Genomic DNA, 16,549 nt, shown 5'->3' on the forward strand with positions numbered 1-16,549 from the left:
TGATTATCATAAGACTTTTCAAACTGTCGCACCTCATGTTTGAATTCGCCTAATTATAATTTGGTACTATTTATTTAGATTGGAGCAGAATGGAGTTTGTGGAGCTGATGAAACAATTGAAAATGGGATTGATTATAATAGAACATTAAAATTAATAACCCAAGATTTTCGTTTTATTGGTGTTGGTGCAAGTAAATTAACTAAAAATAGAGAAGCGTTTGCTGAAGCAGTGAGAAGAGTTAATTCCAAGAATGGTAAATTTAGATTAATTTTATGTGATCCGCAAAGTGAAGCTTTAAAACTATTAGCTAAAAATGCTCAAACTAAACAAAATGGGATAAAGGAAGCATCATTTCAACAGAATGTGAAAAGTTCTCAAGAAACACTAAAGGAATTAGTTAATGATTACAACCTTACTATTGAAGTTAAATTATATAAAGCTGACCAAATATTTAAAATGCCTATGTTTAGATTATCATTAATAAATAATAATTTTTGCTTAGTAAGTTATTCATTATTTAATGATCCCTCTCATCAAGGTGAGCAATTGGCACAATTACATTTGAAAGAAAAATATAATACAAATGGATATGATGTATCTTTATATTCAGGTTTTGAAAAATATTTTGATCATCTTTGGGAGTCGATACCAGAATCCCAAATATTGGAGTTAGAGTAGTGATTGGTTGTTCCAACAAAATTTCTTTTGCAGAAATGTTAGAATATTTTAATCATGATTATGATTACTTGAATTTTAATAATCAAAATATTATGAGTGGACTTGGAACGACGGATTTAGTGTATCAAGGAACTTTGCCGTTTAAAAAATTTGTAGATATATCTTTTAAACATTGTAATAATGATTTATTGGTTTCAGGTGAGACTGCGAAGTATGCTTTTTTAAATTTTGGTATTAATTATAATTTATCTGTTAAAGAAAGAAGTTGCCAAATTAAATATATAATAGATTATTTAAAAAATAAGAATATTAATTTGATAAATGCACATACAGTATTTGCTGAAAAATCTTTTATTTCTTTAACACTTATTTCGGATAATATAGGTAGTAAAAAGAAGCTTGAAGAGGGTAATTTATTTTTAACAAAACCATTAGGTGGTAGATATAATTATGAAAATAATAAGTCATCTATAGATTTGCTAGAAAAAGATAATAGTTTTATTCTGAATATATTTAATAATATACTATTTGCAACTGATATATCTGGTTATGGTTTATATAATGAGTTGTTCTTATTTAATAAAATTTATAAATTTAATATTAATATATTTCTCAATCAAATACCTTCTGTTTTTGAAAATGTAGACCATTTAGATTGTAGTGCTAAAAGAAATATGTTTCATGAATTTGAAAAGGATTTTACAAATATTGAAAGTCAAAAAATATTCGGTAGTGAATTTAATGGACCAATACTTTTTTTAAGTCCATTAAATGAGATCGATAATTGTTTTAAAATTGGTTTTTGTAAGAAATGTGATCAGGGTGGAAAAATTGAATTATTCTAAAGCTTGCATACATGGTAGATTTCAGCCATTTCATAATGAGCATTTAAAATATTTTATGCAAGCTTTTGAAAAATATAATTATTTATATATTGGAATTACTAAGCCTGATATTTCTAATATTTCTGAAACAGATTTCTTGGATAAAATGTACAGAGATGATCCAGAGAATAATATTTTTAGTTATGAACAGCGTTGTAAAATTATTCAATCCTCTTTAGTTGAAAGTGGTATCAATAAAGATAGATTTAGTTTTTTACCTTTTGATATTGATCAGATTGAAAACATAACTTTATCTAAAGACATTATCTGTGTATCAAATATTGTGGAAATTTGGAATGAACATAAACTTAATAAGCTAAGAAATGCTGGCTATCAGATTGATATTCTTTATAAAGATTTACTTATTAACAAAATGTCGTCGACAACTATTCGTAAATTAATTAGAGAAAATGATGAATCTTGGAAGCAATATGTGCCAAGTGGAGCTATATCTATTATTGAAGATATACTTAAGATACAGAAGTAGAATAAAGGATTTAATTAAATGCCCTCACAATCCCGATTCCTCTGTATTGGCGGTTTCCTCATTGGAACACAAGTCAAAGACCAAGGCGACAGCTTTGTCTGCGTCGAAAATGGTAAACAGGTGAATTACCATAAAAAGGAAATCTTCCATCAAGATGCTTGGGATCATGATTATTATGTTTGTGAAAGTACGACAGACCAGCAAGCACACAATTGGGTTTATGATATTCCATCGTATTAATTGAATCTATTTAGGACATAAATTAAACAATTACTAGAAACAATAACTTGCATAACATTTCTAAAATTGATTTTTCATACTGTTTTCCTAAAACTGTATGAAAATAAAGCTAATAGGGAATGTTATGAATTATGAAATCGATGCCTTTGGCACCTTGGTGATTGCAGTATTTTTTCTTTTTATTGGGCGGTATCTTGTTAGTAAAATTGGCTTCTTTAGAAACTATAACTTACCTGAACCTGTAATCGGCGGTCTAATCGCAGCGATTACAGCTTTTATTCTCTATAAATTTTTTAATATCAGTGCCACATTTGACTCAGAAATTCAAACCATTCTGATGCTGATGTTCTTTACCTCTGTTGGTTTAAGTGCAGACTTTACCAAGCTCAAAGAAGGTGGGAAATCACTGCTGATCTTTCTGGTCTGTGTCATTCTATTTGTAGTTGTACAAAATGCGGTTGGCATGAGTTTAGCCACAGCACTTGGGCTTGATCCATTGATTGGTCTGATTGTCGGTTCTGTTACCTTAACGGGTGGACATGGTACTGCCGGTGCTTGGGGTGAAGTGCTTGAAACTCAATATGGAATACAGGGGGCAATTGTCCTCGGAATGGCAAGTGCTACTTTTGGTTTGATTATTGGTGGGCTTGTGGGTGGTCCGGTTGCCAAATTCTTGATTAAACGAAATCAGTTGGCAGAGACAGTAGCGCAAGAGACCAATGAACAACAACTCGATACTAGCATCAACACCGCACCCTTCGAATATCCAAAGAAAACCCGGTTGATTACAGCCAGTAATGCAGTGTCGACTTTGGGGATGTTTGCGCTATGTATTTTTGTTGCGAATGAAATGACAGAGATCAGTCAGGGAAGATGGTTTGAACTGCCGACCTTTGTCTGGGCTTTAGGTACAGGAGTAATTGTACGTAACTTTCTGGAGCATGTACTGAAAGTCGATATTTTCGACCGTGCCATTGATGTATTTGGCAACGCGTCATTGTCCCTGTATTTATCTATGGCTTTACTGTCACTGCAACTCTGGTTGCTGGCCGATTTGGCAGGCCCGCTCATTACCATTTTGTTTGCGCAGACAGCGGTACTGATTTTATTTACCGCAATTGTGACCTTTAGAATCATGGGAAAAATTACGATGCAGCCGTATTGGTAGCAGGGCATTGTGGTTTTGGTATGGGAGCAACCCCGACTGCGATTGCCAATATTCAGGCGGTCACCAATAGCTATGGTCCATCACATAAAGCCTTTTTAATCGTACCGCTGTGTGGTGCATTTTTTATTGATATTGTGAATGCTGTGGTGATTCAGAGTATCATTGCATTTTCCGGTTAAATTTTAATACGACTTCAAAATCATATAGACATTAAAAAGCCCCATGGTTAGGGGCTAGTCGTATGCACATCTGAGGCACATACTGTAAGAGGCTCATCTCATACTCAGCGTATTAAAGCACATTCTTTTACTTAAACCTACGAAAGTTTTTCTGATCTGCTGGTTATAAATGGAAGGTCATAGTCAAAAGTGGGGGGGAGGAGCAAGTTTTATCGCTCAAAATTAAGCATTTTTATCTGAAATTTGGATGTTTTGAATTTCTCATTTCATCGCTAAATAGTTACAAAAGTTTTCCAATAAGATGGAAAATATTACACAAGAATAAAAGAATTTAATCATTTACCAAGTTAATTAAAGTAAAATTTATATAACTATTCATCTTTTAAGTCATGCAAAATAGCTTGAAATTAAATCAAATATTTAAACGCTTAATTGAGTTTTTATCCCTGATTTTGGTGATTTTTTCAAATAGCCCATAAAACAATAAGTAACAATAATGACAATGGTTGTTGTTAAATTATCTTTATGCTCATGAATGAAGTTATACAGATAAAAACTTCAGAAAATAATAATTTATGGATGAGCGTATGAAAGGAAAACTGGTATTCAATAGCCTCAATATTGCGGTGTGTAGTGTCATATTGTATGGCTGTGGTGGCGGAGGTGGAGATTCTTCCGGTTCAGGAACATCTTCAAAAGTAGAACGGGAAATGGTGGAGGTGTTATCCACCCGGCCAGATTTAATTACAGACTCGGATGTATTGCTGAAACTGGATCTGCCCGATGATATTCAAACTACGGCGTTGAAAGTGTCCCTGAATGGACAAAATATTAGTGATGCATTTGCCAATGAGCAGCGCCAAGCCTTAGTTGAAGGACTTAAGCTGGGCGATAATCAACTCAAGGTTGAAGCAGGGCGTTATTATCAGCATTTAAGCCTGATCAATCATCCTTCGAGTGGACCATTACTGTCTGGCCCGCAGTTAAAGCCCTGGACCTGTACTAATGCGTCGACCGATCAGTTCTGTCAAAAGGCTGTGCAATATAACTATTACTATAAAAATCGCTTGGGACTCATTAAAAGTTATGACCCGGCACAACCGCCGGCCAGTCAGAATATTGCCACCACCACTACCGATGAAGGACTAACGGTGCCATTTATTGTGCGTGAGGAAGTGGGCTATCAGAACCGCGATGAATACCGTTTTGCGGTGTTGTATGATCCGAACCAGCCGTGGACCGCCTTAAAGCCACAAGCGCAATTTAACCATAAACTGGTGGTCACGCATGGCCAAAGCTGTGGTAATGATTACCAGTCTGCCTCTGCGCCAACGGTCATTGCCACTTCAAGTTCCATTTTGCCTGATGTCACCATTTTGGCTTTAGGCCGCGGCTTTGGGGTGATGTCGACCGCCCTGTCCCATAGTGGTCATAACTGTAATCTGGCGATTCAGGCAGAATCGCTGATTATGGCCAAAGAGCGTTTTATTGAGCAATATGGCACCTTACGCTATACCATCGGGCAGGGCTGTTCAGGTGGTGCGCTGGCAGCGCAATGGGTAGCCAATGCCTATCCGGGAATTTATCAGGGGATTTTACCCACTTGCTCATTCCCTGATGCCTGGAGTACCGCTTCACAGTTCGCCGATTATCACCTGATGATTAATTATTTCCAGACTCCAGAAGGCCGTTTAAGCTTCTTGCCGCATCAGATTGCGCATGTTCAGGGACATATTTCTGAAATTAATGGCTATGTCAGTGAGCTGGCCCAGTTTGATGTGGCGCGGCCAAATACCATCTGCAAGGGAATTTCATCGGCGCAGTTATATCATGCCACCAATAATCCTCAAGGCATTCGTTGCTCGATTCAGGATGCTGCAATTAATTTGCTGGCCCCACGTCCAACGGAGCTGTGGACCGAAACTGAAAAACGCATTGGTCGCGGTTTTGCCGGCCTGCCGATGGATAATGTCGGGGTACAATATGGCCTAGACAGCTTGATGAAAAATATCATCACCCCAGAACAGTTTGTACAGTTAAACGAAAAAATAGGCGGTGTGGATATTGATATTCAGGCGGTGCCTAAACGTCTAGAAGCCAATTATACGGCGCTGAACAATGCCTATCGCAGTGGCTTAATTAATGTTGGGAACAACCTGAATAAAGTGGCGATTATTGACTGTCGAGGTCCGGACCCGGCGCTGTTCCATGACGCCTATCGTACCTTTGCCATTCGGGCGCGACTGGAAAAAGCGCATGGCAATTATAATAACCATGTGATTTATGGCGGTGATCTGGTCATGATTGCCGATGTCAAATGTCTGGAAATCAGCTTTAATGATATGGACCGCTGGTTAAGCAATGTCGAAAAAGACTTAAGTGATTTGCCTATTGCCACCAAACTGACCCAAAACAAACCGGCAGATGTAAAAGATGCTTGTATTACTGCCGGCATCATTAACCGCGAGAATCTGTGCAGCACGCGCAGATTACCGGTATATAGCACACCGCGTATGGTGGCCGGGGACAGCCTGACCACCTATGCCAACAAGTGTCAGCTGAAACCTTTAAATGTGTCGGATTATGGCAATACGGTCCGCTTTAGCAATGAACAGCTCCAGCGATTGCATCGGGTTTTCCCGCAAGGCGTGTGTGACTATAGCCAAGCCCCAGTTGGCTTTGCTGACACCATTGGCTGGATGAGTTATCAGGATCGGCAGGGCAGCGTAGTTTATGGAGGACAACCTTTGCCTGCGGTCAGTTCATCGGCTGCACGCGGCTGGGCATCTAAAGCTTTCCAGTTGTTTTAATTCTTCACACATTTTTTGTTTCACAAAAACCAGTGATTTTTCACTGGTTTTTTTATGATTCATTTTGATTTTTAGTTGAAAATTCATGTAATATAACGACGGTTATTTCGCCGTTGTGTAGATGGCAGGCAGATAACCTTTGGTCGAATTAAAATGTTAACCAGATCTCATTAATTCGCTGAATTATCAGGTTTTTTAGCGAGAAAGCCCAGATAAGCGTTGTAAAATCATTAGATTAAATTTACTCACAATTATTTTGATTAATATGAATTATTTCATATAATTACAATGATTTATCACAAAATGGACAAATCCAGGAAAATAGTGATAACTGATTCCGGGTTGTGACACTAAAATGAGTCTGAAAAATTAAAACAATCATAGGGTGAAGGATTATGGATATCACTGAGACGGTGTTTGACTTCAAAGCCTTATCCACACAACAACAAGATTATTTTTTTGAAAAAATTGCCGAGTTTGATCAGCAGGTGTTTACGTTAACCTGTGAAAAGGAGCTAAAGAAATATCTGTATGACCCGCAGGCAATTTCGGTCACTATTATTCAATATCATCATCGTAGCAGCTTGTTGTATGCACCAGCCACACTAATTCTTGCGGTATTGGCTTATTATTCTCAATTTTCAGAAACTATAAATCTGATCTGTGTAGTATTGAATCTTGCTTTTTTCAGCTTCTCAATTGGGGCTTATATTCTGCATGGCGTGCTGAAAGACACCACCAACCAATTCAAAAAACCGCATCAATTGGGCAAGGTTCAGTTACCGGGCATATTAATGACTTTGGCGATGATCGGGTTAATTGTGGCAGAACTAGGTGGAACAGGAATCTTACTTTGGGGCGCAACACAGGGGCTGTTTTAGATTATTTTTATTCTGATTGGAAGGAGAAATACTTGAATTGGACTTTTCTTTTTCTTCTACCACATGGATGAGTGGCCAAGTCATCCATGTGGTTCAACATCAAGGTTAATTAGCGATATTTCTGGTCAATGACCACCCATAGGTAAAATGCAGCCGAGACGATCAGCGCATACGCTAAATACTCTGGCTTTAAATTGCCTTGAATTACGCAGTGAACGATTAAAGTCAACATTAGCGCAAAGGTAGTGCTTAGAAACACCACAAGGTTAGAATTGGCTTTAAGAGCGTCAATGAAGACTTGCTTTTTGAAATGTACTGATAACATCTCCATCCCTCCTATTTTTAGTGTTATTGATGTCCAAAACTGAGTGGATTGATCAGAATTGAACATACAGTTGTACTTCGAATACCAGAACTTTTCAATAGCTCCGGATGACTGTTCTGGTGAAATACAGCAACTTTAGTCGTAGAGCTATAAAAATTATCAAAGTACAGCAATTTACCTGAACCATTTAAATGCTTAAATTAGGGTTTAAGGCAGTGCTGGGTGATAAAACTTAAATGGCACAAGCGGAAAAATGCAAATTTTACGCCACAATATGTAGTTTACTCGACAGAGAATGTAAGCACGTGTATGCGGGATGCTGAAGAATTATAAAATTTGTTAGAATATTGATATAAGTAAATGAAATTGAATAATTTTGGAAATGATTAGGGTAGTTTAGCTAAACGAATGGTTAAATTGTGTATCAGCTAAATTTTATCTACTTTTAACTGAACGCTTGCTTAGTGATAATCATGCAGTGAATTGAACCAATAAATGTCCGTTTGGGTAAAACCTGACAATTATTGATCATGCTTAAATCGTATTCTGGGTAAAAAGACGATTTATTGACACTGCGCAGAAAGATTAGTTTCTGATACGGTCAATTACAGCTGAAATCACGAGAACAATCAGGGCTGGGATAAGCCATGCCATGTTTTGCTCAGAAAGCGGCAAATTCTGAAGTGCAGCAGGTAAATCAAAACCGGCAACTTTAAGACCATCAAATATACCGAAAATAAATGCAGCCAGTGTGGTTGGTGCAACAACTTGAGCAGGCTTTTTAAAGAAATGTCCACAGAAGCTCAGCAGGATCAATGCAATTGCAGGCGGATAAATCGCGCTCAGTACAGGCACAGAAACGGCAATCAGTTTGGTCAAACCGAGGTTTGAAATCACCAGCGAGAAGCCAACCAGAACAAATACAAAGGCTTTGTATGGTAAACGAGTAATCGATGAGAAATATTCAGCACATGCACAGGTCAGCCCGATCGCAGTTACCATGCAGGCAACAAAGATCATAATTGCAAGGAAATAGGCACCCATATCACCAAAGGCATGTTGTACATAAGCATGTAGAATAATCGCACCATTGGCAGCATTTGGGGCAACTTCATGACTACCCAGACCCAATTTAAACAGGCTGAGGTAAACCAAGGTTAGGCCGATCCCGGAAATAATGGCAGCATTTACCGCATATTTGGTAATCAGCTTACGGTCAGTGACCCCACGAGAAGTAATTGCACGCACAATCACGATACCAAAGACCAAGGCACCCAAAGTATCCATGGTCAGATAACCATTGACGATGCCTTCAGTGACCGGGCTAGAAACATAATTACCAATCGCAGCAGGTGGATTACTGGCAGGAATAAGAACTGCAGCTACACCTAAAATGACCAAGGCAATAATTTTCAATGGAGACAGGAAGTAACCCACAGTATCCAGAATTTTATTTGGGTACAGCGAAACCAGTGTCACTACAGCAAAATAGATCACACTATAGATCAGCAGATTACTTGGCTCATTACCAAAATAAGAGGAGAAACCAATTTCATAGGAAACGGTTGCAGTACGTGGTGTTGCGAATAAAGGTCCAACAGTGAGATAACAAACCACGGTCAGTAAAAGACTTGCGGCTTTACCTAAAGGTGAACTTAAGATCTGGATTGAACCTTCAACACGAGACAGTGCCACGATGGTGATAACAGGCAGGCCAACTGCAGTAACCAGGAAACCTAGAGCAGCTAACCATACATGCTCACCGGCTTGTTGAGCCACAATCGGTGGAAAGATAATGTTGCCGGCACCGATGAACAGTGCAAAGGTCATAAAACCTAAGGCAACAATATCCCGAGTACGGAGACTTGTCATAGAGGGAGAATAAACGCACAAAAGAAAGCGATTTTAAAGGAAATATGCTGATTTTTGGAGCACCTTTTGGCTTGAGCCTCGATGAATTTCCTTGAGTAATTTTCTGTTTAACTGATAGGTAGAACTTTGGTGAAAATAAATTTATGAATTCAATCAAATAAATTTATAATTCATAAAAATCATCATAAATTATCAATATTTTTAAAAAATCCTGAATAGTTTTATTTGTTTAATCTATAAGCAATACATGTTTTAAATATACATTTTCCGATCACTGTTATTGAAGGAATTCACCGCATCTTTCGAAAAAAGGGTCTATAATTCAAGGATTGACCAAGAGGATGAACACATGAGAGCTTCGACGATAAGTCTTAAAACTGAACAGGATATCGAAAAACTTCGTATATCGGGCCGTCTGGCTGCTGAGGTTTTAGCAATGATCGGAGAGCATGTGAAGCCAGGTGTCACGACAGAATACCTGGATGACATCTGTAATGATTTTATTGTGAATAAACTCCATGTTATTCCGGCGAATGTGGGGTATTACGGTTATACCAAGACTACCTGCATTTCACCTAATGAAGTGGTGTGTCATGGCATTCCATCAGCAACTACCGTATTAAAAGATGGCGATATCATCAATATCGATGTTGCGATTATTAAAGATGGCTATTTTGGTGATACTAGTAGAATGTACTATGTTGGTACGCCTTCGGCTGAAGCAAAAAAACTGGTTGAAACCACTTATGAAGCAATGGTCGCCGGTATTCATGCGGTTAAACCGGGTGCAACGTTGGGTGATATTGGTTATGCCATCCAGTCTGTGGCACATCGTGAAGGTTATAGTATCGTACGTGAATACTGTGGTCATGGCATAGGTAAGGTGTACCATGAACAGCCAAACATTCTGCACTATGGTCAACCGGGTCAGGGTCTGGTACTAAAAAAAGGCATGGTATTCACTATTGAGCCAATGGTGAATCTGGGTAAAGCGCGTGTTAAAGAATTTAAAGATGGCTGGACAGTGGTGACTGCAGATAAATCGTTATCTGCGCAGTGGGAGCATATGGTTTATGTGACTGACACTGGCTTTGAATTGTTATCTCCATGGCCAGAAGGCACGGGCTCTTATCCTGCAATTTAAATAAAAGATAAATCTCTGATTGTGAAAACACTGATTTTTAAAAAATCAGTGTTTTTTTAATTGTAAATGAGCATACACATACGTTTTCAAAACAATACAAAATATTACGCCTTGCAGTGGTGCAAATGAGATTCATTCTCTATATTTATATGAGTTAGATAGATAAGCTGTATCAATCTCTTTTATTTATTCTTGCTCGTATAATTAACTGATTAAGAGCCAAGATAATGATCTAAGCGATATATTTTTTGATTTACAGAGTAAATATTGTTACCCCTTAATGCTGTAGTGACTCTGACTAGCTCATCCTCCGTAGATGAGCTTTTTTTACTTATTATTTTATTTTACTTAGATGCTCATTAATCTAATCATGATGCAGGTGCTCAACCAGATAATCGATAAAGACCCGAACAGCAGGTAACAAGCCACGACGTGACGGATAAACCATATGGAAAATACCATGTGCTGCTTTCCATTCCGGAAGTACACGTACCAGTTCACCACGTTCCACATATTGCTGCACGACGTTATCAGGTAATAGGGTGATACCACAGCCTGAAGCAGCCAGTTGTGCCAGCATACTTAGATCGGAACCAAGCACTGTCGGCATAACGCGGATCTTTTTCTGTTGTTGCATATTATTGTGTAATATCAAAAACTGTTCAGTATGTTCATCCGCCATGCTCAGGATTTTATGCTCGGACAATTCTTCCGGATTTTTCAGATGACCAAATTCATTCAGATAGCCCTGACTGGCAAATAGATGCTGTTCGATCTGGTCAAACTGACGGATTACCAGATTTGGATCATCATCCAGACTGGAACGGACGCGTAGGGCAATATCAAAACCTTCATTGATGATATCCACACGACGGTTCGTGACCATCATCTGAATTTTGATTTCAGGATATTGTTTCAGAAATGCAGGGAGAATCCGTGCGATTTCGTTTTGTGCAATAGAAACTGGCAGGCTGAGTTTAATAATGCCGCGTGGTTCAGTACTGAGATGATCGACCAGATCATGGGCGGCTTGGGCGGCACTGAGCATAACCTGGGCATGACGGTAAATGTTCATACCGATATCAGTCACAGCAAAATGACGTGAGCTACGTTGAATTAGCCGAACACCGAGACGTTCTTCCAGATTATAAACCCGGCGACTGAGTTTGGATTTGGGAATGTCAGTGGCGCGTTCTGCTGCACTAAAGCCACCATGTTCCACCACTTGGGCAAAACAATAAAAGTCATCCAGATCTGTCAGCATGAGTTCATTCCATATACGCAACAATAAGGTGATTAAAGAATTATTGTTGCAATGTGTCAATGCTGACTTTGTCTTTTTATTGACTATCTAGCTTCATTGAGCAGTTTATCTTTCAGATATTGCATGCCTTGGGTAGCAGTCATGGCAATTTTCTCAAACTGAGGAGGTAAGTGCTGCTGATTGGCTTTAGGATCAATATAGTAAGCGCTGCAATTCGATGAAATCTCATGAATCAAGCCAGCAACCGGATAAACCTGCAAGCTGGTACCAATCACAATGAAAATATCAGTATCCTGCGCACAGTCCTGTGCTTCTGCATAAGCAGGTACAGCTTCACCAAACCACACGACATGCGGACGCAGTGGATAGCCATCCTTACAAAGGTGTTTATTGAGATCCAGTTCAGCTCCATCAATTGGATAAAACTCGGTGGTGTATTGCGCTTTTGGTCCAGACGTTTTTGCCAGCCGGATATTGCCATGCAGGTGAATAACTTTTGAACTTCCAGCACGTTCATGCAGATCATCAATATTCTGGGTAATCACATGTATGTCATAAGCAACTTCCAATTCAGCAATCATTTGATGCGCAGCATTGGGTTGTGCAGCCAGAATCTTTTTGCGCCGTTCATTATAGAAGCGCTGTACCAGTTCGGGATCACGTCGCCATGCTTCTGGTGTTGCCACATCTTCTACGCGATGCTGTTCCCAAAGACCATCACTGTCGCGGAAGGTATTGATTCCGCTTTCAGCACTCATACCTGCACCAGAAAAGACCACCAGTTTTTTCATTTTGTTTCTTTTTTCCTCTAAGCTGCGTGATTGCTGTGCTTAGCACTGGCTTTTAAGAATGCCGCGATTTCCTTGCTAAATTTTACCGGTTCAGTCAAAAGTGGAGTATGCCCGGATTTTTCAAAACGTACCTGTTTGGCATGTGGAATGCTTTGGGTAATCAGGGTTTGACCTTCAACTGGATAAAGTTTGGATTGTGAGCCGCTAAGGAAAGTCACCGGGCATTTTAGTTTTTGAATCGCCGCACGGTAATCCTCTCGATGGTAAAGATAATTATTGATATACCAGGCCATATAGTCGACCCGGTTTGATGGTAATAGCAGACTTTGCAGGCGTGGCTGATTCATAATCCATTCAAAGGCTTTCAGGCTGTATTTATTGTTATTTTGCAAGCCAATAAACTGCAGCCAAAGTTTGGCAATCTGATGGCGAGTGTTACTGTCCAAATCTTTAATGTATTTTACATTCTGATGTGGTGCCAGTAATTCTGAAATCTGGGTCAGAATAGAAATAAATACCGGATGATGTTCACCAAACAGGCCATAGCCCCAACTGTCATCTACCGGGATTTTTGGGGTCTGGTCAATATGCAGATAAGCAGTGATATGCTCGGCGAAATCAGCATAGTGCATACCATGCATGGCCGTAGTAGCACCCATGGAATATGCAATCACCATCACCTTATCAAGATGTAATTGCTGGATTACCGACTGCACATCCAGCCAGTGACTGGAAATCGCATCCATATCTGGAATCTTGCAATCACTGGAAGCACCAAAACCGCGCCACTCCGGAATAATAAATCTGAACTGATGCCGATGCGGATAGAGGAAAGCCGCCCATTGCCAGCTCAACATCCCCAGGCCGGACAACACCAGTACCGGCTGACCCTGTCCATATTCGCGTACAAAAAGCATTTCGCCATCGGGCATTTTGTAATATGACATCGACTGAGTCCTTATTTTTATATGCTAGCCAGCAGCTGCATTATTAAATTGTTTTAATTTTGGAATCATGATTTCTAACCAGCTAATCCAGCCTACTTCCAGATCGATACCCAGTTGCAGAATCATTTTATGAATATACAGTGTGCGGTTATTTTCGTCAGCTGTTGCAAAATCTTTGGCAAAAATCTGTCGGTAAATATTCAGTTTTTCCCGGTGCAACTCTAGATGCCTTTCCAATTCTGGCAAAATAGTATTGCTGCCCATTTGGGCTTCAGCACGTAAGCGTACCATTAGTTCTTCACGCAGTTGAGCCGGTGGACTTTGTTCCAGCATCCAGTTGGCCAGTTCTTCACGTCCTGGACGTTCTACCTGATAAGTCTTTTTACGTGAACCGCTATCTTCATCTTCTATGGTAGAGATCCAGCCTTTTTGTAACATGGCATTCAGTTCACGATAGATCTGCTGATGGGTGGCATTCCAGAAAAAGCCCATCGAACGGTCAAAACGGCGTCCTAACTCAATACCGGTACTTGGTTTTTCCAGTAAACTGGTCAATAGAACATGCGATAAAGACATAAACGTCTCAAGAAAAATGACTCGAGATTATTATGCAACATGTTGCATAAAAATCAATTCTGAACTATAAATTAATGCAACAAGTTGCATAAAAGCTGATGACTGAGGGGAATTTCACATCAGCCGATATAAAAATAGCCAGCTGACAGGCACGCTAAGGAGTCGAAATGTCAAAGTATCCGCATTTACTTGCCCCATTAGATCTGGGCTTTACCACATTAAAAAACCGGGTTTTGATGGGTTCTATGCACGTCGGGTTGGAGGAAGCCCCAGGTGGTTATGATCGTATGGCGGCATTCTATGCTGAACGTGCCAAAGGGGGTGTGGCCCTGATTGTGACTGGTGGCATTTCGCCAAATGATCACGGTGTGACTTTCCAAGGTGGCTCTAAGCTCGATACGATAGAAGAAGCTGAGAAGCACAAGGTAATTACTCAAGCAGTGCATGAAGCTGGCGGCAAGATCGCCATGCAGATTTTGCATACCGGACGTTATTCCTATCAGGCTGAAAATGTCGCGCCGTCTGCGATTCAGGCGCCAATCAATCCGGTCAAACCACATGCCCTAACTTCGAGTGAAGTCCAGCAGACTATTGATGATTTTGCCAACTGTGCACGCTTAGCCCAATATGCCGGTTATGACGGTGTGGAAATCATGGGATCGGAAGGCTATCTGATCAATGAATTTATTGCCGCACGTACCAACCATCGTGATGACGAGTGGGGTGGCAGTTATGAAAACCGCATCCGCTTCCCGATTGAAATTGTGCGCCGGACCCGTGAAAGCGTAGGTGAGAACTTTATTATCATCTATCGTCTGTCGATGCTGGATCTGGTTGAAGGTGGTTCAACGCTGGAAGAAGTGATTCAGCTGGCACAGGAAATCGAAAAAGCAGGTGCAACAATTATCAATACAGGGATTGGCTGGCATGAAGCGCGTATTCCAACCATTGCGACCAAAGTGCCACGTGCAGCTTTTACCTGGGTAACTGAAAAGCTAAAAGGTTCAGTCAAAGTTCCTTTAATTACCTCAAATCGTATCAATACTCCAGAAATGGCAGAATATGTCCTGGCTGCCGGTCATGCGGATATGGTTTCCATGGCGCGGCCGATGCTGGCGGATGCCGAATTTGTCGTGAAAGCCGAGCAGGGCCGTAGTGATGAAATCAATACTTGTATTGGCTGTAACCAGGCCTGTTTGGATCATATTTTCTCGATGAAAATTGCGACCTGTCTGGTCAATCCGCGCGCCTGCTATGAAACTGAACTAATTTTCAAAGAAGTGTCTACACCAAAAAATATTGCAGTAATTGGTGCGGGTCCAGCTGGTTTAAGTTTCGCGATTTATGCTGCAGGTCGTGGTCATCATGTCACTGTTTTCGAGGCATCCAATCAGATTGGCGGTCAGTTTAATATTGCCAAAACTGTTCCGGGCAAAGAAGAATTCTACGAAACCATTCGTTACTTTAAACGCCAGATCGAATTGCAACCCCGTATTCAGCTCAAACTGAATCATACAGCGACTTTTGAGCAGCTGCTGTCTTCAGAATTTGATGAAATCGTCGTAGCGACTGGGGTGAATCCACGTCAACTGGATATTCCAGGCATTGATCATCCAAAAGTGCTGTCTTATCTGGATGTGCTAAAAGAGCGTAAGCCTGTGGGTCAGCATGTTGCCATTATTGGTGCAGGCGGTATTGGTTTTGATACCGCGGAATATTTAAGCCATGAAGGTGAAAGTGGCAGCGTCAATCCGCAGAAATTCTATGATGAATGGGGAATCGATACCGATTATGACAATGTCGGTGGTTTAAAACAGCCAAGTGTAGAGCAGCCAAGTCGTGAAATTTACTTGATGCAGCGTAAAGCAAAATCCGTGGGCGCAGACCTGGGTAAAACAACCGGATGGATTCATCGTACAGGTCTGAAACACCGCCACGTAAAAATGATCCCTGGTGTCAGCTATGAAAAAGTGGATGATCAGGGCTTGCATATTACAGTCAACGGTCAGCCAACGTTGCTTGAAGTAGATAATGTCATCATCTGTGCAGGTCAGGAATCTTATACTGCCATGTTTGATGAGCTGAAACAGTCAGGCAAGAGCGTGCATCTGATCGGGGGAGCTAAAGAAGCCGGTGAACTGGATGCCAAGCGCGCGATTCGTCAAGGTGCTGAATTGGCAGCGGTGATTTAATAGCTTTCAAGTCCTCTCCCTCTGGGAGAGGATTTAGGAGAGGGTAATTGAATTCTTTACCTCTCCCTGACCCTCTCCTTAAAGGAGAGGGAACTACTTTTAAATAAAAT

General features: G+C 40.2%; 14 protein-coding genes and 1 pseudogene. 9 read left to right on the forward strand and 6 right to left on the reverse strand.

All coding sequences use genetic code 11. The features are described from left to right. Positions 1-79: 79 nt before the first annotated feature. From C8322_RS06910 to C8322_RS14560, 7 genes and pseudogenes are all read left to right on the forward strand, one after another. Positions 80-679 carry a hypothetical protein gene (locus C8322_RS06910; protein WP_111810479.1) on the forward strand — a complete coding sequence of 200 codons (600 nt, stop codon included), beginning with the start codon at positions 80-82 and terminating at the stop codon, positions 677-679. Then, on the forward strand, positions 679-1,524 hold the full coding sequence (locus tag C8322_RS06915) for a hypothetical protein (RefSeq protein WP_111810480.1): 846 nt from the start codon (positions 679-681) through the stop codon (positions 1,522-1,524). The genes C8322_RS06910 and C8322_RS06915 overlap by 1 nt, the downstream gene beginning before the upstream one ends. Continuing rightward, positions 1,511-2,050 (forward strand): adenylyltransferase/cytidyltransferase family protein, encoded by a 540-nt coding sequence (locus C8322_RS06920; RefSeq protein WP_213065967.1) that lies wholly within the window; start codon positions 1,511-1,513, stop codon positions 2,048-2,050. Before C8322_RS06915 ends, C8322_RS06920 begins: the two co-directional genes overlap by 14 nt. Before the next feature lie 18 nt (positions 2,051-2,068). Continuing rightward, the gene (locus C8322_RS06925) at positions 2,069-2,290 is read left to right on the forward strand and encodes a hypothetical protein (RefSeq protein ID WP_111810482.1); all 222 of its coding nucleotides are present in this window, start codon (positions 2,069-2,071) and stop codon (positions 2,288-2,290) included. Between the two features lie 124 nt (positions 2,291-2,414). Beyond that, positions 2,415-3,637, forward strand: a pseudogene (gene gltS, locus C8322_RS06930) (sodium/glutamate symporter). Positions 3,638-4,224: 587 nt separating this feature from the next. Next, a complete protein-coding gene (locus tag C8322_RS06935; protein ID WP_111810748.1) occupies positions 4,225-6,447 on the forward strand; it encodes a DUF6351 family protein in 2,223 nt (740 codons plus the stop codon). A gap of 395 nt (positions 6,448-6,842) precedes the next feature. After that, the gene (locus tag C8322_RS14560; protein WP_008304148.1) at positions 6,843-7,328 is read left to right on the forward strand and encodes a hypothetical protein; all 486 of its coding nucleotides are present in this window, start codon (positions 6,843-6,845) and stop codon (positions 7,326-7,328) included. 109 nt (positions 7,329-7,437) lie between these two features. On the opposite strand, the gene C8322_RS06945 is transcribed toward C8322_RS14560, so the two are convergent. Continuing rightward, positions 7,438-7,653 carry a hypothetical protein gene (locus tag C8322_RS06945; protein ID WP_004893017.1) on the reverse strand — a complete coding sequence of 72 codons (216 nt, stop codon included), beginning with the start codon at positions 7,651-7,653 and terminating at the stop codon, positions 7,438-7,440. Between the two features lie 585 nt (positions 7,654-8,238). Then, positions 8,239-9,525: a branched-chain amino acid transport system II carrier protein gene (gene brnQ, locus C8322_RS06950; protein ID WP_004893019.1), complete on the reverse strand. Its 1,287-nt coding sequence runs from the start codon at positions 9,523-9,525 to the stop codon at positions 8,239-8,241. Positions 9,526-9,874: 349 nt separating this feature from the next. On the opposite strand from brnQ, the gene map reads away from it, so the two are divergent. After that, positions 9,875-10,669, forward strand: a complete 795-nt coding sequence (gene map / locus C8322_RS06955; protein ID WP_108675289.1) for a type I methionyl aminopeptidase — start codon at positions 9,875-9,877, stop codon at positions 10,667-10,669. A 364-nt stretch (positions 10,670-11,033) separates the two neighbouring features. Here map and C8322_RS06960 read toward each other — a convergent pair whose 3' ends face one another. The 4 genes from C8322_RS06960 to C8322_RS06975 form a co-directional block, all read right to left on the reverse strand. Beyond that, a complete protein-coding gene (locus C8322_RS06960) occupies positions 11,034-11,933 on the reverse strand; it encodes a LysR substrate-binding domain-containing protein (protein ID WP_004893023.1) in 900 nt (299 codons plus the stop codon). Positions 11,934-12,016: 83 nt separating this feature from the next. Next, entirely contained in the window at positions 12,017-12,724 is a 708-nt protein-coding gene (locus C8322_RS06965; protein WP_004893026.1) for an SIR2 family NAD-dependent protein deacylase, read from the reverse strand. A gap of 17 nt (positions 12,725-12,741) precedes the next feature. Next, positions 12,742-13,671: an alpha/beta fold hydrolase gene (locus C8322_RS06970; protein ID WP_004893031.1), complete on the reverse strand. Its 930-nt coding sequence runs from the start codon at positions 13,669-13,671 to the stop codon at positions 12,742-12,744. Between the two features lie 24 nt (positions 13,672-13,695). After that, a complete protein-coding gene (locus C8322_RS06975) occupies positions 13,696-14,247 on the reverse strand; it encodes a PadR family transcriptional regulator (RefSeq protein WP_004893032.1) in 552 nt (183 codons plus the stop codon). Between the two features lie 167 nt (positions 14,248-14,414). Between C8322_RS06975 and C8322_RS06980 the strand changes: the two genes are divergently transcribed. Further along, a complete protein-coding gene (locus C8322_RS06980; RefSeq protein WP_004815791.1) occupies positions 14,415-16,439 on the forward strand; it encodes an NADPH-dependent 2,4-dienoyl-CoA reductase in 2,025 nt (674 codons plus the stop codon). Positions 16,440-16,549 lie beyond the last annotated feature (110 nt).

The organism is Acinetobacter sp. SM1B (assembly GCF_003289665.1).
GTDB classification, from domain to species: domain Bacteria; phylum Pseudomonadota; class Gammaproteobacteria; order Pseudomonadales; family Moraxellaceae; genus Acinetobacter; species Acinetobacter schindleri.